18 protein-coding genes, 2 tRNA genes and 2 rRNA genes are annotated in these 24,310 nt (G+C 53.2%); 16 read left to right on the top strand and 6 right to left on the bottom strand.

Annotated features, from left to right (window positions below):
- Positions 1 to 148 precede the first annotated feature (148 nt).
- From VW41_18075 to VW41_18060, 4 genes are all read left to right on the top strand, one after another.
- Positions 149 to 3,081: ribosomal RNA gene (locus tag VW41_18075) — 23S ribosomal RNA — on the top strand.
- Between the two features lie 72 nt (positions 3,082 to 3,153).
- A 5S ribosomal RNA gene (locus tag VW41_18070) occupies positions 3,154 to 3,269 on the top strand.
- Positions 3,270 to 3,461: 192 nt separating this feature from the next.
- Positions 3,462 to 3,538, top strand: a tRNA-Asp gene (locus tag VW41_18065).
- 51 nt (positions 3,539 to 3,589) lie between these two features.
- Positions 3,590 to 3,665: transfer RNA gene (locus VW41_18060), tRNA-Trp, on the top strand.
- Between the two features lie 79 nt (positions 3,666 to 3,744).
- Here VW41_18060 and VW41_18055 read toward each other — a convergent pair.
- On the bottom strand, positions 3,745 to 4,569 hold the full coding sequence (locus VW41_18055) for a transcriptional regulator HdfR (GenBank protein AJZ90790.1): 825 nt from the start codon (positions 4,567 to 4,569) through the stop codon (positions 3,745 to 3,747).
- A gap of 119 nt (positions 4,570 to 4,688) precedes the next feature.
- Here VW41_18055 and VW41_18050 point away from each other — a divergent pair, with 119 nt between their 5' ends.
- Positions 4,689 to 5,027: a hypothetical protein gene (locus VW41_18050; GenBank protein ID AJZ90789.1), complete on the top strand. Its 339-nt coding sequence runs from the start codon at positions 4,689 to 4,691 to the stop codon at positions 5,025 to 5,027.
- A gap of 24 nt (positions 5,028 to 5,051) precedes the next feature.
- Here the strand turns inward: VW41_18050 and VW41_18045 are convergent, their stop codons facing one another.
- Entirely contained in the window at positions 5,052 to 6,572 is a 1,521-nt protein-coding gene (locus tag VW41_18045; protein ID AJZ90788.1) for an ATP-dependent protease, read from the bottom strand.
- 592 nt (positions 6,573 to 7,164) lie between these two features.
- Between VW41_18045 and VW41_18040 the strand changes: the two genes are divergently transcribed.
- The 5 genes from VW41_18040 to VW41_18020 all read left to right on the top strand — a co-directional run bounded on the left by VW41_18040 (position 7,165) and on the right by VW41_18020 (position 13,485).
- Positions 7,165 to 8,811: an acetolactate synthase catalytic subunit gene (locus VW41_18040; protein AJZ90787.1), complete on the top strand. Its 1,647-nt coding sequence runs from the start codon at positions 7,165 to 7,167 to the stop codon at positions 8,809 to 8,811.
- Positions 8,808 to 9,065: an acetolactate synthase 2 regulatory subunit gene (ilvM, locus tag VW41_18035; protein ID AJZ90786.1), complete on the top strand. Its 258-nt coding sequence runs from the start codon at positions 8,808 to 8,810 to the stop codon at positions 9,063 to 9,065. Before VW41_18040 ends, ilvM begins: the two co-directional genes overlap by 4 nt.
- 19 nt (positions 9,066 to 9,084) lie before the next feature.
- The gene (locus VW41_18030; protein AJZ90785.1) at positions 9,085 to 10,014 is read left to right on the top strand and encodes a branched-chain amino acid aminotransferase; all 930 of its coding nucleotides are present in this window, start codon (positions 9,085 to 9,087) and stop codon (positions 10,012 to 10,014) included.
- A gap of 73 nt (positions 10,015 to 10,087) precedes the next feature.
- The gene (locus VW41_18025; GenBank protein ID AJZ90784.1) at positions 10,088 to 11,938 is read left to right on the top strand and encodes a dihydroxy-acid dehydratase; all 1,851 of its coding nucleotides are present in this window, start codon (positions 10,088 to 10,090) and stop codon (positions 11,936 to 11,938) included.
- A 2-nt stretch (positions 11,939 to 11,940) separates the two neighbouring features.
- The gene (locus VW41_18020; protein ID AJZ90783.1) at positions 11,941 to 13,485 is read left to right on the top strand and encodes a threonine dehydratase; all 1,545 of its coding nucleotides are present in this window, start codon (positions 11,941 to 11,943) and stop codon (positions 13,483 to 13,485) included.
- Here VW41_18020 and VW41_18015 read toward each other — a convergent pair.
- Positions 13,482 to 14,375: a transcriptional regulator gene (locus tag VW41_18015; GenBank protein ID AJZ90782.1), complete on the bottom strand. Its 894-nt coding sequence runs from the start codon at positions 14,373 to 14,375 to the stop codon at positions 13,482 to 13,484. The genes VW41_18020 and VW41_18015 overlap by 4 nt on opposite strands.
- Before the next feature lie 165 nt (positions 14,376 to 14,540).
- Between VW41_18015 and VW41_18010 the strand changes: the two genes are divergently transcribed.
- From VW41_18010 to VW41_18000, 3 genes are all read left to right on the top strand, one after another.
- On the top strand, positions 14,541 to 16,016 hold the full coding sequence (locus VW41_18010; protein ID AJZ90781.1) for a ketol-acid reductoisomerase: 1,476 nt from the start codon (positions 14,541 to 14,543) through the stop codon (positions 16,014 to 16,016).
- Positions 16,017 to 16,104: 88 nt separating this feature from the next.
- Positions 16,105 to 16,545, top strand: coding sequence for an Rrf2 family transcriptional regulator (locus VW41_18005; GenBank protein AJZ90780.1), 441 nt, complete (start codon positions 16,105 to 16,107; stop codon positions 16,543 to 16,545).
- Positions 16,542 to 16,919: a hypothetical protein gene (locus VW41_18000; protein ID AJZ90779.1), complete on the top strand. Its 378-nt coding sequence runs from the start codon at positions 16,542 to 16,544 to the stop codon at positions 16,917 to 16,919. The genes VW41_18005 and VW41_18000 overlap by 4 nt, the downstream gene beginning before the upstream one ends.
- 29 nt (positions 16,920 to 16,948) lie before the next feature.
- Here the strand turns inward: VW41_18000 and VW41_17995 are convergent, their stop codons facing one another.
- The gene (locus VW41_17995) at positions 16,949 to 17,230 is read right to left on the bottom strand and encodes a peptidylprolyl isomerase (protein AJZ90778.1); all 282 of its coding nucleotides are present in this window, start codon (positions 17,228 to 17,230) and stop codon (positions 16,949 to 16,951) included.
- An 83-nt stretch (positions 17,231 to 17,313) separates the two neighbouring features.
- Between VW41_17995 and VW41_17990 the strand changes: the two genes are divergently transcribed.
- Positions 17,314 to 19,335 (top strand): ATP-dependent DNA helicase Rep, encoded by a 2,022-nt coding sequence (locus VW41_17990; GenBank protein AJZ90777.1) that lies wholly within the window; start codon positions 17,314 to 17,316, stop codon positions 19,333 to 19,335.
- A gap of 1 nt (position 19,336) precedes the next feature.
- Here the strand turns inward: VW41_17990 and VW41_17985 are convergent, their stop codons facing one another.
- The gene (locus VW41_17985; GenBank protein ID AJZ90776.1) at positions 19,337 to 20,821 is read right to left on the bottom strand and encodes a guanosine polyphosphate pyrophosphohydrolase; all 1,485 of its coding nucleotides are present in this window, start codon (positions 20,819 to 20,821) and stop codon (positions 19,337 to 19,339) included.
- Between the two features lie 8 nt (positions 20,822 to 20,829).
- Positions 20,830 to 22,098 (bottom strand): ATP-dependent RNA helicase RhlB, encoded by a 1,269-nt coding sequence (locus tag VW41_17980; GenBank protein AJZ90775.1) that lies wholly within the window; start codon positions 22,096 to 22,098, stop codon positions 20,830 to 20,832.
- A gap of 131 nt (positions 22,099 to 22,229) precedes the next feature.
- On the opposite strand from VW41_17980, the gene trxA reads away from it, so the two are divergent.
- Both trxA and rho read left to right on the top strand, forming a co-directional pair.
- Positions 22,230 to 22,559 carry a thioredoxin gene (gene trxA, locus VW41_17975; protein AJZ90774.1) on the top strand — a complete coding sequence of 110 codons (330 nt, stop codon included), beginning with the start codon at positions 22,230 to 22,232 and terminating at the stop codon, positions 22,557 to 22,559.
- A 361-nt stretch (positions 22,560 to 22,920) separates the two neighbouring features.
- On the top strand, positions 22,921 to 24,180 hold the full coding sequence (gene rho / locus VW41_17970; protein ID AJZ90773.1) for a transcription termination factor Rho: 1,260 nt from the start codon (positions 22,921 to 22,923) through the stop codon (positions 24,178 to 24,180).
- Positions 24,181 to 24,310: the final 130 nt, after the last annotated feature.

Here is a 24,310-nt window from a genome sequence, read left to right as displayed (position 1 = left end):
AGAGTCACGTTTGAGATATTTGCTCTTTAACAATCCGGAACAAGCTGAAAATTGAAACGACATGTCGTCTCGTTCTTCCGTAATAAAGAATGAGGTTAAGACATGTTCGAGTCTCTCAAATTTTCATAATCTGAAGCGAAACATCTTCGGGTTGTGAGGTTAAGCGACTAAGCGTACACGGTGGATGCCCTGGCAGTCAGAGGCGATGAAGGACGTGCTAATCTGCGATAAGCGTCGGTAAGGTGATATGAACCGTTATAGCCGGCGATTTCCGAATGGGGAAACCCAGTGTGATTCGTCACACTATCATTGCGTGAATACATAGCGTAATGAAGCGAACCGGGGGAACTGAAACATCTAAGTACCCCGAGGAAAAGAAATCAACCGAGATTCCCCCAGTAGCGGCGAGCGAACGGGGAGCAGCCCAGAACCTGAATCAGTTTGTGTGTTAGTGGAAGCGTCTGGAAAGTCGCAGGGTACAGGGTGATACTCCCGTACACTAAAATGCACATACTGTGAGTTCGAAGAGTAGGGCGGGACACGTGGTATCCTGTCTGAATATGGGGGGACCATCCTCCAAGGCTAAATACTCCTGACTGACCGATAGTGAACCAGTACCGTGAGGGAAAGGCGAAAAGAACCCCGGCGAGGGGAGTGAAAAAGAACCTGAAACCGTGTACGTACAAGCAGTGGGAGCCTCTTTATGGGGTGACTGCGTACCTTTTGTATAATGGGTCAGCGACTTATATTCTGTAGCAAGGTTAACCGTATAGGGGAGCCGCAGGGAAACCGAGTCTTAACTGGGCGTTAAGTTGCAGGGTATAGACCCGAAACCCGGTGATCTAGCCATGGGCAGGTTGAAGGTTGGGTAACACTAACTGGAGGACCGAACCGACTAATGTTGAAAAATTAGCGGATGACTTGTGGCTGGGGGTGAAAGGCCAATCAAACCGGGAGATAGCTGGTTCTCCCCGAAAGCTATTTAGGTAGCGCCTCGTGAACTCATCTTCGGGGGTAGAGCACTGTTTCGGCTAGGGGGCCATCCCGGCTTACCAACCCGATGCAAACTACGAATACCGAAGAATGTTATCACGGGAGACACACGGCGGGTGCTAACGTCCGTCGTGAAGAGGGAAACAACCCAGACCGCCAGCTAAGGTCCCAAAGTCATGGTTAAGTGGGAAACGATGTGGGAAGGCACAGACAGCCAGGATGTTGGCTTAGAAGCAGCCATCATTTAAAGAAAGCGTAATAGCTCACTGGTCGAGTCGGCCTGCGCGGAAGATGTAACGGGGCTAAACCATGCACCGAAGCTGCGGCAGCGACACTATGTGTTGTTGGGTAGGGGAGCGTTCTGTAAGCCGTTGAAGGTGAACTGTGAGGTTTGCTGGAGGTATCAGAAGTGCGAATGCTGACATAAGTAACGATAAAGCGGGTGAAAAGCCCGCTCGCCGGAAGACCAAGGGTTCCTGTCCAACGTTAATCGGGGCAGGGTGAGTCGACCCCTAAGGCGAGGCCGAAAGGCGTAGTCGATGGGAAACAGGTTAATATTCCTGTACTTGGTGTTACTGCGAAGGGGGGACGGAGAAGGCTATGTTAGCCGGGCGACGGTTGTCCCGGTTTAAGCATGTAGGCGGGAAGTTTAGGTAAATCCGGACTTCTGTTAACGCTGAGGTGTGACGACGAGGCACTACGGTGCTGAAGTAACAAATGCCCTGCTTCCAGGAAAAGCCTCTAAGCATCAGGTAACATTAAATCGTACCCCAAACCGACACAGGTGGTCAGGTAGAGAATACCAAGGCGCTTGAGAGAACTCGGGTGAAGGAACTAGGCAAAATGGTGCCGTAACTTCGGGAGAAGGCACGCTGTCGGTAAGTGAAACCCCTCGCGGGTGGAGCTGAAGGCAGTCGAAGATACCAGCTGGCTGCAACTGTTTATTAAAAACACAGCACTGTGCAAACACGAAAGTGGACGTATACGGTGTGACGCCTGCCCGGTGCCGGAAGGTTAATTGATGGGGTTATCCGCAAGGAGAAGCTCTTGATCGAAGCCCCGGTAAACGGCGGCCGTAACTATAACGGTCCTAAGGTAGCGAAATTCCTTGTCGGGTAAGTTCCGACCTGCACGAATGGCGTAATGATGGCCAGGCTGTCTCCACCCGAGACTCAGTGAAATTGAAATCGCTGTGAAGATGCAGTGTACCCGCGGCAAGACGGAAAGACCCCGTGAACCTTTACTATAGCTTGACACTGAACATTGAGCCTTGATGTGTAGGATAGGTGGGAGGCTTTGAAGCGTGGACGCCAGTCTGCGTGGAGCCAACCTTGAAATACCACCCTTTAATGTTTGATGTTCTAACGTAGACCCGTAATCCGGGTTGCGGACAGTGTCTGGTGGGTAGTTTGACTGGGGCGGTCTCCTCCTAAAGCGTAACGGAGGAGCACGAAGGTTAGCTAATCACGGTCGGACATCGTGAGGTTAGTGCAAAGGCATAAGCTAGCTTGACTGCGAGAGTGACGGCTCGAGCAGGTGCGAAAGCAGGTCTTAGTGATCCGGTGGTTCTGAATGGAAGGGCCATCGCTCAACGGATAAAAGGTACTCCGGGGATAACAGGCTGATACCGCCCAAGAGTTCATATCGACGGCGGTGTTTGGCACCTCGATGTCGGCTCATCACATCCTGGGGCTGAAGTAGGTCCCAAGGGTATGGCTGTTCGCCATTTAAAGTGGTACGCGAGCTGGGTTTAGAACGTCGTGAGACAGTTCGGTCCCTATCTGCCGTGGGCGCTGGAGAATTGAGGGGGGCTGCTCCTAGTACGAGAGGACCGGAGTGGACGCATCACTGGTGTTCGGGTTGTCATGCCAATGGCATTGCCCGGTAGCTAAATGCGGAAAAGATAAGCGCTGAAAGCATCTAAGCGCGAAACTTGCCCCGAGATGAGTTCTCCCTGACTCCTTGAGAGTCCTGAAGGAACGTTGAAGACTACGACGTTGATAGGCTGGGTGTGTAAGCGTAGCGATACGTTGAGCTAACCAGTACTAATGATCCGTGAGGCTTAACCTTACAACACCGAAGGTGTTTTTAGAGAGAGATTTTCAGCTTAGTTCAGGATTATATTGATGGTCACGAAGTGACGGTCAATAACAGAATTTGCCTGGCGGCCGTAGCGCGGTGGTCCCACCTGACCCCATGCCGAACTCAGAAGTGAAACGCCGTAGCGCCGATGGTAGTGTGGGGTCTCCCCATGCGAGAGTAGGGAACTGCCAGGCATCAAATTAGCAGTAATGGTCAGTAATACGAGGCAGTTCACTACTCTCAGAGAGTAGGACTGACGAACCGAAAGGTGAGTCTGAACGCTGCGAAGCAGCGGCCCGTAGGGTGAACGGAAGTTCATCAACTGCCAGGCATCAAATTAAGCAGTAAACCGGGGCAACAAACCGGTAGTTGTAGAAAAATTCGGTGGAGCGGTAGTTCAGTCGGTTAGAATACCTGCCTGTCACGCAGGGGGTCGCGGGTTCGAGTCCCGTCCGTTCCGCCACTTATTAAAATTAAGCCTGCTATCTAAGCAGGCTTAATAGTAACAAAATTTAGGGGCGTAGCTCAGTTGGTAGAGCACCGGTCTCCAAAACCGGGTGTCGCGAGTTCGAGTCTCTCCGCCCCTGCCATATATAATCCTTTGCTTAGGCAAAGGATTTTTTTTATCCAAAATTCCTCTCCTTTAAGTTCTTTGCTACCAAAAGCGCATTACTGCGCTGTTAATGGTGTTTTCAATAATTCTTTAATAATGCTGTGTTTGTCCGTGTTTTGTAGCCAAACGGCATACAACGGTCTGGACAGGGTTGTGCTTTCAGGGACAGGCCAGATCCCTGGCTGCTCTTTTGCCCATTCAATCGGCAGGAAGGTACAACCGTTCAGTTCAGGTATAAGCTTGCAGGCTACTTTTGCTGAACTGGTGGTCAACACCGGAATATCATCACTTCCAATAAGCTCGGCTTCATGTTGGTGAAAATCTGCGCCCCACTCGATGCGTAAATAGTTGAGTGAAGCTTTACGACTTTCTGCGGTAGGGCCATAAAGCCCCATGCTGAAGTAACCGAGCAACTGGCTGGAGAACTCATCCATTTTGGGCGCTTCAGTTGTGAGTAGTAAGTCCAACTGACGCTCATGAAGCTGTTTCACGAGTGACTGGCGTTGTGCAATTCGTGCTTCGAATTGCAGGCCGTTATGCTGTTGATAAAGCGCAATTAGCCATTCAGAAAGCATGCATTCCCAAAGTGAAGCGCTGGCGCCAAGCGTTAACTGATTGTGCTGGGAAGTGTGCGATACCTCTTTTTTCGCCGCTAACCACGTATTCATCAGGTTTTCTGCGTAGGGCAACAGGCGCTCTCCGGCAGTTGTCAGCCGTATGTTATTGCGGTGGCGGGTAAAAAGGTTTACGCCAAGCTGATTTTCGAGCTGTCGGATGCGGAAGCTGACCGCAGACTGCGTCAAATAAAGTGCTTCTGCAGCACGACCAAAATGCCGTGTTCTGCTAACTTCCAGGAAGGTTTTAAGTAATTCGGTGTCCACGCCTTACTCCAAAAAATAATTTGTCGTTATGATTTAAATGTTTTGTTTTACACTCTGTCAAGCGTAACTAATACTCCGCGCCATAAATAGCTCGGCCAAGAAAATCAGGAGCGTGTAGGATGGCGGAAAGCTTTACGACGACTAATCGGTTTTTCGACAATAAACATTATCCACGTGGGTTTGCTCGCCATGGTGATTTCACCATCAAAGAGGCACAGCTGTTAGAACGGCATGGTTTTGCGTTCAATGAGCTGGATCTCGGCAAGCGCGAACCAGGCACTGAAGAAGAAGTGCAGTTTGTTGCCGTATGCCGTGGTGTGCGCGAGCCTGCTACTGAAGCGGAACGCGTCTGGAGCAAGTACATGGCGCGTATCAAGCGTCCAAAACGTTTTCATACCCTGTCCGGTGGCAAACCGCAGATGGATACGGTTGAAGACTACAGCGATAGTGATGATTAAAAAATGGGGCGAAAGCCCCATTTTTTATTCTGCAAGCCGGTGTAAATGCAGGAGCAGCCGATCAATCGTTCGATAGCTGAGGGCTTCCTGGAGATGTGCCCGGGTAATACACTCGCAATGCTCGATATCCGCGATGGTACGGGAGACTTTCAGAAGGCGCTGCCATGCTCTGACAGACAGGCCCAGCTTGAGTAATGTTTCCTCCAGCCAAATTGCATCATTCGGCACAAGCGCACAGTGTTCACGGATCTCATGGTTACTGAGTCGGGCATTGAGCCTGCTTTGCCGGAAAAATTGCCGGTCACGTGTCTCAATTACCCTCGCTCTTATTACCTCGCTCTTTTCTTCGTGATGGCTGGTTTGGCTTAGCATTCCTGCAGGGAGAAGCGGGATATCCACGGAGAGATCGAAGCGGTCGAGAAAAGGGCCAGAGAGCCGGTTCATATAGCGTAAGGTCTGCTGGGGCGTGGCGCGATTGTGCTTGCCTTCATAGTGCCCTGTGGGGCTGGGGTTCATCGCCGCTATAAGCTGAAAATCTGCGGGGTAGGTAATTTTTGCCCGGGTGCGAGAGATATGAATCTCACCCGATTCAATGGGTTCCCTGAGAGAGTCCAGCACGCGGCGTTCAAACTCAGGTAATTCATCCAGAAATAACACGCCGTTGTGCGCCAGCGAAATTTCCCCTGGCTGTGGGATAGCTCCTCCACCCACGACGGACATTAGAGAAGCGCTATGATGGGGAGCCCTGAATGGACGCTGACGCCAGTGGCGATGAAGATGCGAGGATTGTACCAGGCTCAGAATGGCTGCGCTCTGTAGCGCTTCAGCATCGTTCAAAGGAGGAAGAAGCGTATTGAGCCGGCTCGCCAGCATGGTTTTTCCCGTTCCCGGAGGACCTATCAGCAAGAGGTTATGCCCGCCAGCTGCCGCAATTTCCAGCGCTCGTTTCCCCTGACTTTGCCCAATAATCTCGTTCATGTCTTCCACGTTATCGGCTTGCCACAGGGCAGGGCTAACCGGAGGGCGGAGATCGTGCTTTCCTTCCAGCCAGGCACATACCTCGGTCAGATGTGCGGCCACAAAGCATCCCGGTTTAGCTATCAGGCCAACCTCTTCCTCATTTTCTGCTGCAACCACGACTTCTCGCCCTGCTTTCAGAGCTTCCATCGCGGATGATATGGCCCCGGAAACCCCACGTAACTCCCCCGTCAGGGCAAGCTCCCCGATGAACTCGAGCTGGGCCAGCTTAGAGGGATTGAGCTGCTCAGAGGCAACCAGCAGCGCCAGAGCAATAGGTAAATCGTATCTTCCACCTTCTTTAGGCAGGTCTGCCGGGGCAAGGTTAATGGTGATTTTACGGGCCGGAAACGTGTAGCCGCTATTGATTAACGCACTTCTGACCCGATCCCGGGCTTCTCTCACGGTGGTTTCAGGCAAGCCGACAAGCGTCAGCCCAGGTAAACCTGCACTGATATGCACTTCAACCGTAACTTGAGGGGCGTGAACGCCGAGTGCTGCTCTGGTGTAGACAACCGACAGTGACATTTTTCCTCCGTGAAAAACTTCATTCTGCCGCGCCAATAAAAGATTAAATATTGTTCATTTGATGCGCTGGGAGGCCACTTCCTGATTTTTTCTCCCACTCTCTTTTTTACAGTTCTGGCTGCGAAGCCGATCGCAGAATAATAACTTTTTACTGGTATTACGTTGAAAATGGTCTCAGCAGACCAGTTTTATGAATTATTTTCACGTTCTTCTTATCCACTGAAATTAAATAGTTTTTATGCTAATTAATTTCCGCCTCGATCTTTTCGTCATAAAAAAATATTGTGCTTCACGTCAACTCTGTGATAACTCTGTAGGCATTACTTCGAACTAGACGTTAGAACATACAGAAAATGACAGCCCTTCTACGAGTGATTAGCCTGGTCGTGATTAGCGTGGTGGTGATTATTATCCCACCGTGCGGGGCTGCACTTGGAGAAAGAAAGGCTTAAAAATCAAGCCTGAATCGAAAAGAACCCCCGCACCGAAAGGTCCGGGGGTTTTTTGTTGACTGAAGAATGTGAAGCGAGGAACAGAGTATGTGTTGCAGAATAAAATGCTGTTTCTCCGGTAATGAGGCGGGGAACTAACTATGAATGGTGCACAGTGGGTAGTACATGCGTTGCGAGCGCAGGGTGTTGAAACAGTTTTCGGTTATCCAGGCGGCGCGATTATGCCGGTGTACGATGCGTTGTACGACGGTGGTGTGGAACATCTACTGTGTCGCCATGAACAAGGCGCGGCAATGGCGGCCATTGGTTATGCCCGTTCAACCGGTAAAACCGGTGTGTGTATCGCCACTTCTGGCCCCGGCGCGACAAACCTGTTAACAGGCCTTGCCGACGCACTTTTAGATTCTGTTCCCGTTGTTGCCATCACCGGCCAAGTGGCGGCGCCTTTGATAGGTACTGACGCTTTCCAGGAAGTTGATGTCCTCGGTCTGTCGTTGGCTTGTACCAAACACAGCTTCCTCGTTGAATCCCTTGATGAATTGCCGCGCGTACTTGCCGAGGCATTTGAGATTGCTAACGCTGGCCGCCCGGGCCCTGTTCTGGTCGATATTCCAAAAGATATCCAGTTGGCTATCGGTGAGCCTGAGGCCTGGTTATCCGCCGTTGAAGATGATGCAGACCTGCCGTTTGCTGAATTGCATCAAGCCCGGGAGATGCTCGCTCAGGCTAAAAAACCCATGCTTTACGTTGGCGGCGGAGTTGGGATGGCGCAGGCGGTTCCGGCGCTCCGTGAGTTTATTTCTGTCACGGGTATGCCTTCTACAGTGACTCTGAAAGGACTGGGTGCAGTCCCGGCCGACCATCCGTTTTACACCGGTATGCTGGGAATGCACGGCACCAAAGCGGCAAACCTCGCTGTTCAGGAATGCGATCTGCTGTTAGCCGTTGGCGCCCGGTTCGATGACCGCGTCACCGGGAAGCTGAATACCTTTGCACCGCACGCCAAAGTTATTCATATGGATATCGATCCTGCGGAGCTGAGTAAGCTTCGTCAGGCACACGTCGCATTGCAGGGGCCGCTGAACCAGTTATTACCTGCCTTGCAACAGCCGTTGCACATTGCTTCATGGCAGCAGCATATCGCGGCCCTGAACGAAGCACACCAGTGGCGCTACGATCATCCGGGCCAGGCTATCTATGCCCCGCTGCTGCTGAAGCAGCTTTCCGAGCGCAAATCAGCAGAAGCCGTTGTGACCACCGACGTAGGCCAGCATCAGATGTGGACCGCGCAGCACATGACCTTCACGCGTCCGGAGAACTTTATCACCTCCAGCGGGCTTGGCACGATGGGCTTTGGTTTACCAGCTGCCGTTGGCGCCCAGGTTGCCAGACCCGAAGATACGGTGATCTGCGTATCCGGCGATGGCTCTTTCATGATGAACGTTCAGGAGTTGGGTACCATCAAACGCAAGCAGTTGCCGGTTAAGATCCTGCTGCTCGATAACCAACGCCTGGGCATGGTGAGACAGTGGCAGCAGCTGTTTTTTGAAGAGCGTTACAGTGAAACCACTCTGACCGACAACCCTGATTTCCTCACGCTGGCCAGCGCCTTCGGCATTCCTGGGCAGCACATCACCCGTAAAGACCAGGTAGAAGCTGCGTTAGACGCCCTGCTGAACAGCGACGGCCCGTACATGCTTCACGTCTCTATCGATGAATTCGAAAACGTCTGGCCGTTGGTACCGCCCGGTGCCAGTAATTCGCAAATGCTGGAGAAATTATCATGATGCAACATCAGCTCGCAGTGCAGGCTCGCTTCCGTCCGGAAACGTTAGAACGTGTTTTACGCGTCGTGCGCCATCGTGGCTTCCAGATCTGCGCGATGAATATGGCCGCAGCGGGGAATACCGACAATATTAATATTGAATTGACCGTTGCGAGCCTGCGGCCAGTCGAATTACTGTTTACCCAATTAAGCAAGCTGGTTGACGTTGCCTGCGTTGAAATCCAGCAACCAACATCACAACAAATCCGCGCCTGAGCGCAAAAGGAAGAGAACAATGACGACCAAGAAAGCTGATTACATCTGGTTCAATGGCGAGATGACCCCGTGGGGAGAAGCGAAAGTTCACGTAATGTCCCACGCGCTGCACTATGGTACTTCGGTCTTCGAAGGCATCCGTTGCTACGACTCGCACAAAGGGCCAGTGGTGTTCCGTCATCGTGAACACATGCAGCGCTTGCGTGATTCAGCAAAAATCTATCGCTTCCCGGTATCGCAAAGCGTGGATGAACTGATGGAAGCTTGCCGTGCGGTTATCCGTAAAAATAACCTCACCAGCGCCTACATTCGTCCTCTGGTCTTTGTTGGCGACGTAGGTATGGGCGTTAACCCGCCGGAAGGGTACACCACTGACGTGATCATTGCGGCCTTCCCGTGGGGTGCTTACCTGGGCGCAGAAGCGCTGGATCAGGGGATTGATGCAATGGTCTCTTCCTGGAACCGCGCGGCACCAAACACCATTCCAACCGCAGCGAAAGCGGGTGGTAACTACCTTTCGTCTCTGTTGGTCGGTAGCGAAGCTCGCCGCCACGGTTATCAGGAAGGGATTGCCCTCGATGTGAACGGTTTCCTGTCCGAGGGCGCGGGTGAAAACCTGTTCGAAGTGAAAGATGGCGTAATCTACACCCCGCCGTTCACCTCTTCCGCACTGCCGGGCATCACCCGTGACGCGATTATCAAACTGGCAAAAGACCTCGGCATTGAAGTGCGTGAGCAGGTGTTGTCGCGAGAGTCTCTGTACCTGGCCGATGAAGTCTTCATGTCCGGCACCGCCGCAGAAATTACCCCGGTACGTAGCGTAGACCGCATTCAGGTGGGTGAAGGCCGTTGCGGCCCGATCACCAAACGTATTCAACAGGCATTCTTTGGCTTGTTCACCGGTGAGACTGAAGACAAATGGGGCTGGTTGGATCAGGTCAACCCATAAGTCTTAAACAAAAATATAATCAGGCAGGCGGCAACTGACCGCCTGCTACCCGACAGACTGGAGTAAATAAAGCATGCCTAAGTATCGTTCCGCCACTACAACCCACGGCCGCAATATGGCGGGTGCCCGCGCGCTGTGGCGCGCAACGGGGATGACCGACGCCGATTTCGGCAAACCGATTATTGCGGTTGTAAACTCCTTTACCCAATTCGTACCGGGCCACGTTCACCTGCGCGATCTGGGTAAACTGGTTGCCGAGCAAATCGAAGCCTCCGGCGGCGTAGCGAAAGAGTTCAACACCATTGCGGTGGATGACGGTATCGCCATGGGGCACGGCGGCATGCTCTATTCCCTGCCGTCCCGCGAGCTGATTGCAGACTCGGTTGAGTACATGGTGAACGCCCACTGCGCCGATGCCATGGTTTGTATCTCCAACTGCGACAAAATCACCCCAGGGATGTTGATGGCGTCTCTTCGCCTGAATATTCCAGTGATCTTCGTTTCCGGCGGCCCGATGGAAGCCGGGAAAACCAAACTTTCCGATCAGATCATCAAGCTCGATCTGGTGGATGCGATGATTCAGGGTGCGGATCCGAAAGTTTCTGATGAGCAAAGCGAGCAGGTTGAACGTTCTGCCTGCCCGACCTGCGGCTCCTGCTCAGGGATGTTCACGGCCAACTCCATGAATTGCCTGACAGAGGCGCTGGGCCTGTCTCAGCCGGGTAACGGGTCGCTGCTGGCAACGCACGCCGACCGTAAAGAGCTGTTCCTGAATGCCGGGAAACGGATTGTTGAACTGACCAAGCGCTATTACGAGCAGGATGACGCCACCGCGCTGCCGCGCAGCATTGCCAGCAAAGCGGCATTCGAAAATGCCATGACGCTGGATATCGCCATGGGCGGTTCCACCAACACCGTTCTGCACCTACTGGCCGCCGCTCAGGAAGCTGAAATCGATTTCACCATGACCGACATTGACCAGCTGTCCCGTAAGGTTCCTCAGCTGTGTAAAGTGGCACCAAGCACCCAGAAATACCATATGGAAGACGTGCACCGCGCGGGTGGTGTGCTCGGTATTCTCGGGGAGCTGGATCGCGCCGGGCTGCTGAACCGCGAAGTGAAAAACGTGCTTGGCCTTTCCCTGCCGCAGACGCTGGAACAATACGATGTGATGTTGACCAAAGACGAAGCGGTGAAAACCATGTTCCGCGCGGGTCCGGCGGGCATTCGTACTACCCAGGCCTTCTCACAGAACTGCCGTTGGGACACCCTGGATGACGATCGTGCCGCAGGTTGTATTCGCTCACTGGAAAATGCCTACAGCAAAGATGGTGGTCTGGCCGTTCTGTACGGCAACTTCGCGGAAAACGGCTGCATTGTTAAAACCGCCGGTGTGGATGAAGGCAGCCTGGTATTCCGCGGTCCAGCCAAGGTCTATGAAAGCCAGGACGATGCGGTAGAAGCTATCCTTGGTGGAAAAGTCGTTGCCGGTGACGTGGTTGTTATTCGCTACGAAGGGCCGAAAGGTGGACCCGGTATGCAAGAGATGCTCTACCCAACAACCTTCCTGAAATCTATGGGACTGGGCAAAGCCTGCGCGCTGGTCACCGATGGCCGTTTCTCCGGTGGGACTTCAGGTCTGTCGATTGGCCACGTTTCTCCGGAAGCAGCGAGCGGCGGCAATATTGCCCTGATTGAAGACGGCGACATGATTGCCATCGATATCCCTAACCGTAGTATTCAGCTGCAGCTTACCGATCAGGAAATGGCGGCACGTCGTGAAGCTCAGGAAGCTCGCGGCGACGCCGCCTGGACGCCACGCAATCGTGAACGCCAGGTTTCCTTCGCTCTACGCGCTTACGCCAGCCTCGCCACCAGTGCGGATAAAGGCGCTGTACGTGATAAAAGCAAGCTTGGAGGCTAAATATGGCTGAGTCACAACCGTTACCCGATGCCCCCGGCGGAGCAGAGTACCTGCGCGCGGTATTGCGCGCGCCGGTTTACGAAGTCGTCCAGGTAACGCCGCTGCAGAAAATGGAAAAGCTTTCTTCGCGCCTTGATAACGTCATTTTGGTTAAGCGTGAAGATCGTCAGCCCGTTCACAGCTTCAAGCTGCGCGGTGCTTATTCGATGATTGCGGGTTTGAACAGCGAGCAAAAAGCCAGTGGTGTGATTACCGCTTCTGCGGGAAATCACGCTCAGGGCGTGGCGCTTTCGTCCACCCGGCTTGGCATTAAATCGCTGATCGTTATGCCTGTGACAACCGCGGATATCAAAGTCGACGCTGTGCGGGCCTTTGGCGGTGAAGTTTTGCTCCACGGCGCGAATTTCGATGAGGCAAAAGCCAAAGCCATCGAACTTTCTCAGCAGCAGGGTTTCACCTATGTGCCTCCGTTTGACCACCCGGCAGTTATCGCCGGGCAGGGTACGGTAGCGCTGGAGCTACTGCAGCAGGATGCGCATATCGATCGCGTCTTTGTGCCGGTTGGCGGTGGTGGCCTGGCGGCAGGCGTAGCGGTTCTGATCAAGCAGCTTATGCCGCAAATCAAGGTGATTGCGGTTGAAGCAGAGGATTCTGCCTGTCTGAAAGCGGCGCTGGAAGCCGGGAAGCCGGTTGAGCTGCCGCGCGTGGGGCTGTTTGCCGAAGGCGTGGCGGTCAAGCGTATCGGCGACGAAACGTTCCGCGTGTGCCAGGAATATCTGGATGACATCATCACCGTGGACAGCGATGCTATCTGCGCGGCGATGAAGGATTTGTTCGAAGACGTGCGCGCCGTTGCGGAGCCATCCGGCGCCCTGGCGCTGGCGGGGATGAAAAAGTACGTTCAGCAGCACAACATCCGCGGCGAACGCCTGGCGCATGTGTTGTCTGGCGCAAACGTGAATTTCCACGGGCTACGTTATGTCTCTGAGCGCTGTGAACTGGGCGAGCAGCGGGAAGCGTTGCTGGCGGTCACTATTCCGGAGCAAAAAGGCAGCTTCCTGAAGTTTTGCCAGCTGCTGGGCGGTCGCTCGGTCACCGAGTTCAACTACCGCTACGCCAGTTCTGACGATGCCTGCATTTTTGTTGGGGTGCGCCTGACGCGCGGCCTGGAAGAGCGTAAAGAGATCATCGCTCAGCTCAGCGAGGGCGGCTACGGCGTGGTCGATCTCTCTGACGACGAAATGGCGAAACTGCACGTTCGCTACATGGTGGGCGGGCGGCCTTCGAAGCCGCTGCGCGAAAGGTTGTACAGCTTTGAGTTCCCGGAATCACCGGGTGCGCTGCTGAAGTTCTTGAGCACTCTGGGGACGCACTGGAATATTTCTCTGTTCCACTACCGTAGCCACGGTACCGACTACGGGCGCGTTCTGGCGGCGTTTGAGCTGGGTGAAAATGAGCCGGATTTCGAAACCCGGCTCAACGAACTGGGTTACGAATGCCACGACGAAACCCAAAACCCGGCGTTCCGTTTCTTCCTGGCGGGTTAGTGGCTGCCGGGTAGAAGCTTCCAGAACGCGCTGATAAGCGGCTCATTGAGCCGCTTTTTTTGTACGCAAACGCCCAGTTCAAACGGCGCTTTCTCATCGTTTCGCTCCAGAACCAGCACGCGGTTGCGTACCGGTTCAGGGCTATTTTCCAGCACGATTTCAGGGATCAGTGCAACGCCACATCCCAGCGCCACCATCGACACCATGGCTTCATGGCCGGCAACGGTAGCGTAAATCACCGGGTTACTGATTTTCTGACGGCGGAACCAGAGTTCTATCCGGCGGCGAACTGGCCCTTGCTCAGGAAGAATAAACGGAATTTTGGCCCAGTCAGGTTCCGGCTGGCTGACCTGCGCCCGAACCGGGCAAGGCAAAGCGGGGGCAATCAAAGCCACGGATAAATTTTCCAGCATCGAGAAAGCCACGCCAGGCGGAAGGGATTCTGGTTTCCCGGCAATGGCGAGATCGGCTTCGTTGGAATCTACTTTTTCTACCGCATCCGCAGCGTCACCTGTGGTCAGTTTAATTTCAACGGAAGGATGTTCAGCGCGGAAGCGGTCCAGAATGGGCGGCAGATGGCTGTATGCGGCGGTCACCGAGCAAAACAGATGGAGTTCTCCGCTTAGGGAAGGCCCTTGCTGGCCGAGCGTATGGCGCATCTGCTGATATTGCAGCAGCGTGTGCTGGGCAAACTGCCGTAATTGCTCGCCGGCTTCGGTCAGCGTCACGGTGCGGTTATCACGTAAAAACAGAGGCTGCCCAAGGTCGTCCTCCAGCCGCTGAATTTGGCGTGAAAGCGTAGAGGGGCTGACGTGCATAGCGCGCGCGCTACGCCCAAAATGGCGGCTTTCGGCCAGGTGCAGAAAGGTTTTCAGATCGCGTAAATCCATGGTCATCAAGCCTCGTTTTTGCATTGCAATAATCGCAACGCGACGTTGTTAATATATCAATTTAAGCAACGCATTTCCTGTCATATAGTGGGTTCATTCTAGGCAGCACGACACGGCTGCAGAGCCCTTACAATAAGCACAACACGACACATACGGAGTTCTACGATGGCTAATTATTTCAACACTTTGAACCTGCGTCAGCAGTTAGCGCAGTTGGGTAAATGTCGCTTCATGGGGCGCGATGAATTCGCCGATGAAGCAAGCTACCTCAAAGGTAAAAAAGTCGTCATCGTCGGCTGCGGTGCTCAGGGTCTTAACCAGGGCCTGAACATGCGCGACTCCGGTCTGGATGTTTCCTATGCCCTGCGTGCTGAAGCTATCGCCGAGAAGCGTGCATCCTGGCGTAAAGCGACCGAAAACGGCTTCAAAGTTGGCACTTACGAAGAGCTGATCCCGCAGGCGGATCTGGTTGTTAACCTGACGCCAGACAAACAGCACTCCTCCGTAGTTCAGGCCGTACAGCCGATGATGAAAGACGGCGCGGCGCTGGGCTACTCCCACGGTTTCAACGTGGTAGAAGTTGGCGAAACTATCCGTAAAGACATCACCGTGGTGATGGTAGCACCGAAGTGCCCGGGCACCGAAGTGCGTGAAGAATACAAACGTGGCTTTGGTGTGCCGACTCTTATCGCGGTTCACCCTGAAAACGATCCGAAAGGCGAAGGTATGGCAATTGCCAAAGCCTGGGCGGCTGCAACCGGTGGCCACCGCGCGGGCGTGCTGGAATCTTCCTTCGTTGCTGAAGTGAAATCTGACCTGATGGGCGAGCAGACTATCCTGTGCGGCATGCTGCAGGCCGGTTCTCTGTTGTGCTTCGACAAGCTGGTGGCGGAAGGAACTGATGCTGCATATGCAGAGAAACAGATTCAGTTCGGCTGGGAAACCATCACTGAAGCGCTGAAGCAGGGCGGGATCACGCTGATGATGGACCGTCTGTCCAACCCGGCAAAAATCCGTGCCAACGCGCTGTCCGAGCAGCTGAAAACCATCATGGCTCCGCTGTTCCAGAAACACATGGATGACATCATCTCCGGTGAGTTCTCTTCCGGCATGATGGCAGACTGGGCTAACGACGATAAGAAACTGCATACCTGGCGTGAAGAGACCGGCCAGACAGCTTTCGAAACTGCGCCGCAGTTTGAAGGCAAGATTTCCGAGCAGGAATACTTCGATAAAGGTGTGCTGATGATCGCCATGGTGAAAGCTGGCGTTGAGCTGGCCTTCGAAACTATGGTTGACGCTGGCATCATCGAAGAGTCTGCATACTATGAGTCCCTGCACGAGCTGCCGCTGATTGCTAACACCATTGCTCGTAAGCGCCTGTACGAAATGAACGTGGTTATTTCTGATACCGCTGAGTACGGTAACTATCTGTTCTCCTACGCGGCGGTTCCGCTGCTGAAAGAGTTCATGACCACGCTGCAGCCGGGCGATCTGGGTAAAGAGATCCCAGCCGCTGCGGTAGACAACGCTCAGCTTCGTGACGTAAATGAGGCCATTCGCAACCACGAAATCGAAAAAGTGGGCAAAAAACTGCGTGGCTACATGACCGATATGAAACGCATCGCTGTTGCTGGCTAATATGTTTTGAATTGAAAAAGGCGCTTCGGCGCCTTTTTTTGTGCCCGCGATCTTGCCGCCTTACTTTTTATGTAATATTGTAAGTTACATGAAAATAAATAACTCCTTCTCCGCAACATTGCACATCCTGCTTCATCTGGAGCAGATGGACAAGCCGCTTACATCGGAACAAATGGCCGCCTTTATCGACGGCAATCCGGCGTTTATTCGTAAAGTGCTCGCCGGTCTGCGCGAGAACAATATCGTCTGTTCGACTAAAGGCCATCACGGCGGCTGGAGGTTGTGTCGCCGGGCCAGCGAAGTGACGCTGCTGGATATTTATCTGGCACTGGGGTCTCCGGGGCTATTTGCGCTAGGCAATCGCAGTGAAAACCCGCAATGCCTGGTGGAGCAGGGAGTCAATCGCGTGATGTCCGAGACTTTTAGTGCGGCTGAAGAGCTGGTGCTGGCACGGTTTAAAAGCCTGACATTGCAAGACATCGGCAGCGAATTTATAAGCTATTTCAATGAAAAGGGGCACGAGGAATGATTTCAACCTTAACCACAGATCTGCCAGTCTGCCTGATGATTGCCCTGGCCGCCGCCAGTATTTCGATGACCATTACGCAAACTGAACTTTTTGCAGGGTTGCGCAGCTGGACGGCAAAAAAGCATGCGATGCTGGGCCATCTCTTTCAATGCTTCTACTGCCTTAGCCATTGGGTGGTGTTTGCCGGGATGCTGATTTATCGCCCCTATTTGCTGCACAGCGGGATGCCGGTGATTGACTGGATTATGACGGCGTTTATTACCCTTACGCTGACCACCTTCGTAAACGGCATTATTTTTAAGGTGTTCCAGATGGCGGTCGGCACGCATTTGCTGAAGCATGAAGCCCAACAGACGTTACAGTCGACTAAATAAAGAAAAGGCCGGTTATCCCGGCCTTTTGCTTAGTTACGGTACAGCACCTTGATGATGTGGTAGCCGAACTGAGTGTGCAGCGGGCCGTAAGGCTCCAGCAGTGGGCAAGAAAACACCACTTTATCGAACGCAGGAACCATCTGGCCCTGACGGAACTCACCTAAATGGCCGCCTTTTTTGCCGGACGGGCAGGTAGAGTGCTTCTTCGCCAGTTTCTCGAAGTCGCCGCCATTTTTAAGCTGCTCCAGAAGGTCCAGAGCCAGTTTTTCTTCCTTTACAAGGATATGCAGTGCTGCTGCGGTTTTTGCCATGATAGTGCCTTGAGTCATGTTGATTACGCTCGCTATACTACCACGCTGTTTTTGTCCCCTCCTGACTTTCATTGAGTGACCGTATGCGTTTAAACCCTGGCCAACAACAAGCCGTCGAATTTGTCACTGGACCTTGCCTGGTTTTGGCCGGGGCGGGCTCGGGTAAAACGCGCGTTATCACCAACAAAATTGCGCATCTGATCCGTGAGAGTGGCTATCAGGCGCGCCAGATAGCGGCGGTGACCTTTACTAATAAGGCCGCCCGTGAAATGAAAGAGCGCGTTTCACAAACGCTGGGGCGCAAAGAGGCTCGCGGGTTGATGATCTCTACTTTCCACACGCTGGGGCTGGAGATTATCAAGCGTGAATATGCGGCGTTAGGGATGAAGTCTAACTTCTCACTGTTTGACGATACCGATCAGACCGCGCTGCTAAAAGAGTTAACCGAAGGTCTGTTGGAAAACGACAAAGTGCTTCTCCAGCAGCTGATTTCAACCATCTCCAACTGGAAGAACGGGTTGTTGTCCCCGGCACAGGCTGCCGCGCAGGCGAAGGGCGAGCGGGATCGCATTTTTGCCCATTGCTACGGCCTCTACGATACTCACCTGAAGTCCTGCAACGTGCTGGATTTTGACGATCTCATCTTGCTGCCAACGTTGCTGCTGCAGCGCAATGCAGAAGTTCGCGAGCGCTGGCAAAACCGTATTCGCTATCTGCTGGTGGATGAATACCAGGATACCAACACCAGCCAGTATGAACTGGTGAAACTGCTGGTTGGCACGCGGGCGCGCTTTACCGTTGTCGGTGACGATGACCAGTCTATCTATTCCTGGCGCGGGGCGAACCCGCAAAACTTGGTTCTGTTGAGCAAAGATTTTCCGGCGCTGCAGGTGATCAAGCTTGAGCAGAACTATCGCTCATCCCGCCGTATTTTGAACGCGGCCAATATTCTGATCGCCAATAATCCGCACGTTTTTGAGAAGCGCCTTTTCTCCGAGCTTGAGCACGGTGCAGAATTGAAAGTCGTGACGGCGAATCATGAAGAGCATGAGGCCGAGCGCGTCACCGGTGAGTTGATTGCTCATCACTTTATCAATAAAACCAACTACAAAGATTACGCTATTCTGTATCGCGGCAATCACCAGTCGCGGGTATTCGAAAAGATGCTGATGCAAAACCGAATCCCGTATCGTATCTCCGGTGGTACTTCATTCTTCTCTCGCCCGGAAATTAAAGATCTGCTCGCCTATTTACGCGTGTTGACGAACCCGGATGATGACAGCGCGTTTCTGCGTATTGTGAATACACCCAAGCGTGAAATTGGCCCGGCAACGCTGCAAAAACTTGGTGAGTGGGCGATGCAGCGCAATAAAGGCCTGTTTACCGCCAGCTTTGATATGGGGCTAAGCCAGACGCTAAGCGGGCGCGGTCTTGATGCTCTGCAGCGTTTTACCCACTGGCTTCGGGACGTGGCTACGCTTGCCGAGCGCGAACCGGTGGCAGCGGTACGGGATCTGATTCACGGGATCGACTACGAAAGCTGGTTGTATGAAACCTCGCCCAGCCCGAAAGCCGCCGAAATGCGTATGAAAAACGTTAACCAGCTCTTTAGCTGGATGACGGAAATGCTTGAAGGTAGCGACCTGGACGAGCCGATGACGTTAACCCAGGTGGTGACGCGTTTTACCCTCCGCGACATGATGGAGCGTGGTGAAAACGAGGAAGAAGCCGATCAGGTCCAGTTGATGACCCTGCATGCTTCGAAGGGGCTGGAATTCCCCTATGTCTATCTTGTGGGCATGGAAGAAGGAATTCTGCCGCACCAAAGCAGCATCGACGAAGATAACGTGGATGAAGAGCGACGCCTGGCTTATGTGGGGATTACCCGGGCGCAAAAAGAACTGACCTTTACGCTTTGCCGGGAGCGTCGGCAGTATGGCGAGCTGGTACGGCCTGAACCAAGCCGGTTCCTGATGGAGTTGCCGCAGGACGATTTGAGTTGGGAAACTGAACGCAAAGTGGTTTCTGCGCAAGAACGGATGCAAAAAGGGCAGAGTAATGTGGCCAATATTCGTGAGATGTTGGCCAAAGCGCGTAAAAGCTAGGTTAATTGACGCTGAGCGGCCAGTGGACGTAGCTCTGCCAGAGTTTTTCCTGTTCCAGCAGTTCGGCACCGAGAGGGTGACAGGCAAGCCAGGTATCGGGCAATGCCAAATGCAAGGTTTCGCCGTCTGCCTGCAGCTTAATCTCGGGAAGAATATCGTCCCGGCGGCGATTTGCAAAAATAATCGCCAGGCGCAACAGGCGGCAAAGCCTTTCCGCCACGCGTGGCGGAACCGCATTTTGCTGGTGGAGCGAAGAGAGATCCACAGGGTTGGTCTGGTTGAGCAGCAGCGTTGCCAACAATTTTTTCTGCGCCGGCGTGTATCCCGGTAAATCCAGGTTTCTCACCAGATACGCCGCATGCTGAGGAGCATGTTTAAAATCGATACTTAAGCCAATTTCATGCAGCAGGGCGCTACTCGCCAGCATCTGTTGACTGAGTGGATCCAGCCCCCACGGCTCTGCTATTTGCGAAGCAAAATTCTGCGCAAGCTGTTCCACACGAGCCGCCTGGCTAGTGTCCACCATAAAGCGGCGCTGAACGTTGCGCAGCGTTCGCTGGCGAATTTCCTGGTCAACCGCAAGATGCAGCATCCCATAAACCAAACCTTCGCGCAGCGCGCCCCCGGCAAGCGTCATGCATTCAATGCCGAGCTGTTCGAAGATAGCGATGAGAATGGCCAGACCGCTGGGGAAAACCAGCGCCCGCTCCAGGGTGAGGCCTTCAATTTCCAGCTCTTCCAGCCGACCGCACTGAATAGCCCGCTGTTTTAGCTGCTGAAGTTTTGCCAGGGTAATGCGTTCATCCATCCCCTGCGCCATCATGATTTCCTGCAGCGCCTGCACGGTACCTGAAGCGCCGACACAAATCTTCCAGCCGTGGTTTTTAAGCTCGGCAATGACCGGGCTGAGCACTTCCGCCGCCGCCTCTTCCGCCGCCGCGAAGTTTTCCTGAGCAAGATTTCTGTCGCTAAAGAAACGCTCCAGCCACGTGACACAACCCATTGAGAGGCTGAATAACGAGGTCGTCTGCGCGCCGGTGCCCGTCACCAGTTCAGTACTGGCCCCACCGATATCGACCACCAGACGGCGATCGTCTCCGCCGGTGGTGTGGGCAACGCCCTGATAAATCAGACGGGCTTCTTCTTCACCGCGAATAACCTGTACCGGGCAGCCAAGGATTTGCTGTGCTTTTTGCAAAAAAACATCGGCATTAACGGCGAGACGCAGCGTGGCTGTTGCCACAACACGAATCTGATTCTGAGGGATATCCTGAAGACGTTCAGCAAATAAGCGCAGGCATTGCCAGCCGCGTTCCATGGCTTCCGGGGAGAGAACGCACTCGCTGTTGAGGCCAGCAGCGAGGCGAACTTTTCGCTTAATGCGGGTCAGGGTTTGTATACTTCCTGCCACCTCACGCACAACCAACATATGAAAACTGTTAGAACCCAGATCAATTGCTGCATAGAGTGAGGCGGTACTAAGCATAGATTTTTTTAACCTGCGCGACGACGATTACCACGAGGAGCACCACCGCGGCGTGGACCGTTGCCTGGGCGGCTGCGGGTCAGACGTTTTGGCGGTGGGAACTCATTTAACAGTGCTTCAGCGTTATATTTGCTCACCGGAATGGCGTGGCCAATATAGGTTTCGATCGCCGATAAGTTCAGGGCGTAGTCTTCACAAGCGAGGCTGATCGAATGACCGCTTGCCCCGGCACGACCGGTACGGCCAATACGGTGAACGTAATCTTCACAGTCATCAGGCAGATCGTAGTTAAAGACGTGCGTAACAGCTGGAATATGCAGGCCGCGAGCCGCCACGTCTGTTGCGACCAGAATGTCCAGATCGCCGCGAGTAAACTCTTCCAGAATGCGCAGGCGTTTTTTCTGTGCGACATCGCCGGTTAGCAGCCCAACGCGGTGACCGTCGGCGGCCAGATGGCCCCAAATATCTTCACAGCGATGTTTAGTGTTAGCAAAGATAATGGCACGATCCGGCCATTCTTCTTCGAGCAGCGTTTGCAGCAGACGCATTTTCTCTTCGTTAGAAGGATAGAAAAGCTCTTCTTTAATGCGGTGGCCGGTTCTCTGCTCTGGCTCAACTTCCACATATTCCGCATTGTTCATCTGCTCGAAAGCCAGCTCACGTACGCGGTAGGAGAGCGTGGCTGAGAACAGCATATTCAGGCGCTGGGTGACCGGCGGCATGCGGCGGAACAGCCAGCGAATGTCTTTGATAAAGCCAAGATCGTACATACGATCGGCTTCATCCAGGACCACAACCTGAATCGAGCCCAGGTTAATGTGATTTTGTTTGGCGTAATCAATCAGTCTGCCAGTCGTGCCGATCAAAATATCGACGCCGCTTTCCAGCACTTTCAGCTGTTTGTCATAGCCGTCGCCGCCATAGGCAAGGCCAAGCTTCAGGCCAGTCGCCTGCGCCAGCGGTTCCGCATCAGAGTGAATCTGTACCGCTAACTCGCGGGTTGGCGCCATAATCAAGGCGCGCGGCTGATTCACTTGACGGTTCTCTGGAACCGGGTGAGAAAGTAAATAGTGGAACGTGGACGTCAGAAACGCCATCGTTTTGCCTGTACCGGTTTGCGCCTGCCCTGCAACGTCACGATTCGCCAGAGTCAGCGGAAGTGCGAGTGCCTGGATTGGGGTGCAGTTATGAAACCCTTTATTTTCAAGGGCTTCTATCACCTTAGGGTGCAGGGCGAAGTCGGAAAACTTCTTTTCGGTCAAATGTGTTTTGCTCATAGTGTGGTAGAATATCAGTTTACTATTGCTTTACGAAAGCACATCCGTTGAAATAAACCGGGTGAAATAAAGTCACCCCAAGTTGGTTAATGCTACACCAACAAGGTAGACATAATCCTGTGGAGTTGAACATGAGCGATAAAATTATTCACCTGACTGACGGCAGTTTCGACACGGACGTGCTTCAAGCTGAAGGGTTGATTCTGGTTGATTTCTGGGCAGAGTGGTGTGGTCCATGTAAAATGATCGCCCCGATTCTCGACGAGATCGCTGATGAATATCAGGGCAAAATCACCGTAGCTAAGCTGAACATCGATCAGAACCCGGGTACGGCGCCGAAGTACGGCATCCGTGGTATCCCAACCCTGTTGCTGTTCAAAAATGGCGAAGTTGCTGCGACCAAAGTGGGTGCGCTGTCTAAAGGCCAGTTAAAAGAGTTCCTCGACGCTAATCTGGCATAATGGAATCTCAGCCGGTGCGTGCCGCGTTTGCATTTTTTTGCGAGCTGCTGGACGCCCGGCGTCACACATGCTAAGTTACCTATGACTTCGCTTTAAACTTGCCCTTAAGTTTGAATCTTTGTATTACCTTAATGCTTCCCGTTCGCTGTCAAATCAACTCTCTTTTACAGCAATCACAACGGACGCATAACCGAATTCGGGCTTATCACCCATTCCGTCTTGTCGTTTCAGTTCTGCGTATTTCCTATGACCAGGCAGCGATCAGACATGTGTGGTAGCCATTAAACAGGCACGGATGACCCTGCCATACCATTCACGAAACTAAGTTCGAGATTTACCCCGAGTTTAAGAACCCACCATTATGAATCTTACCGAATTAAAGAATACGCCGGTTTCTGAGCTGATTACTCTCGGCGAAAATATGGGGCTGGAAAACCAAGCCCGCATGCGCAAGCAGGACATCATTTTCTCCATCCTGAAGCAACACGCTAAGAGTGGCGAAGATATCTTTGGTGACGGTGTACTGGAGATACTGCAGGATGGATTTGGTTTCCTCCGCTCCGCAGACAGCTCCTACCTCGCCGGTCCCGACGACATCTACGTTTCTCCCAGCCAAATCCGCCGTTTCAACCTCCGCACAGGGGATACTATCTCCGGTAAGATTCGTCCGCCAAAAGAAGGCGAACGCTACTTTGCGCTGCTGAAGGTTAACGAAGTTAACTACGATAAGCCGGAAAACGCCCGTAGCAAGATCCTGTTCGAAAACTTAACGCCTCTGCATGCAAACTCTCGTCTGCGTATGGAGCGTGGCAACGGTTCTACCGAAGACTTAACCGCTCGCGTGCTGGATCTGGCATCGCCAATCGGTCGCGGCCAGCGTGGCCTGATCGTGGCACCGCCGAAAGCCGGTAAAACCATGCTGCTGCAGAACATTGCGCAGAGCATTGCTTATAACCATCCAGACTGTGTCCTGATGGTACTGCTGATCGACGAACGTCCGGAAGAAGTGACCGAGATGCAGCGTCTGGTTAAAGGTGAAGTTGTTGCTTCTACCTTTGATGAACCAGCCTCTCGTCACGTTCAGGTTGCCGAAATGGTTATCGAGAAGGCGAAGCGTCTGGTTGAACACAAGAAAGACGTTATCATTCTGTTGGACTCCATCACTCGTCTGGCGCGTGCCTACAACACCGTGGTTCCGGCATCGGGCAAAGTCCTGACCGGTGGTGTGGATGCAAACGCCCTGCATCGTCCAAAACGCTTCTTCGGTGCGGCACGTAACGTGGAAGAGGGCGGTAGCCTGACCATCATCGCCACCGCGCTTATCGATACCGGCTCTAAAATGGATGAAGTTATCTACGAAGAGTTTAAAGGCACCGGCAACATGGAACTGCATTTGTCCCGTAAGATTGCTGAGAAACGCGTCTTCCCGGCTATCGACTACAACCGTTCCGGTACGCGTAAAGAAGAGCTGCTCACCACGCAGGAAGAGCTGCAGAAAATGTGGATTCTGCGCAAAATCATTCATCCAATGGGTGAAATTGATGCCATGGAATTCCTCATCAATAAGCTGGCAATGACCAAAACCAACGATGACTTCTTCGACATGATGAAGCGCTCGTAAGCAACAAAAACTCGGGGAACGCCACGCTTAGTCGTGGCGTTTTTCTTTTCTGCTCTATACGATATGCATAGCAGCTAATTCCTATGGCTTGGCCTTATCTAACAATAGATAGTGTGTTTTTTATCGGATC

Source organism: Klebsiella michiganensis (assembly GCA_000963575.1).
Lineage (GTDB): Bacteria > Pseudomonadota > Gammaproteobacteria > Enterobacterales > Enterobacteriaceae > Cedecea > Cedecea michiganensis_A.
The sequence above is the reverse complement of the archived record's forward strand: the minus strand, read 5'-3'. Positions and strand labels throughout refer to the sequence as shown.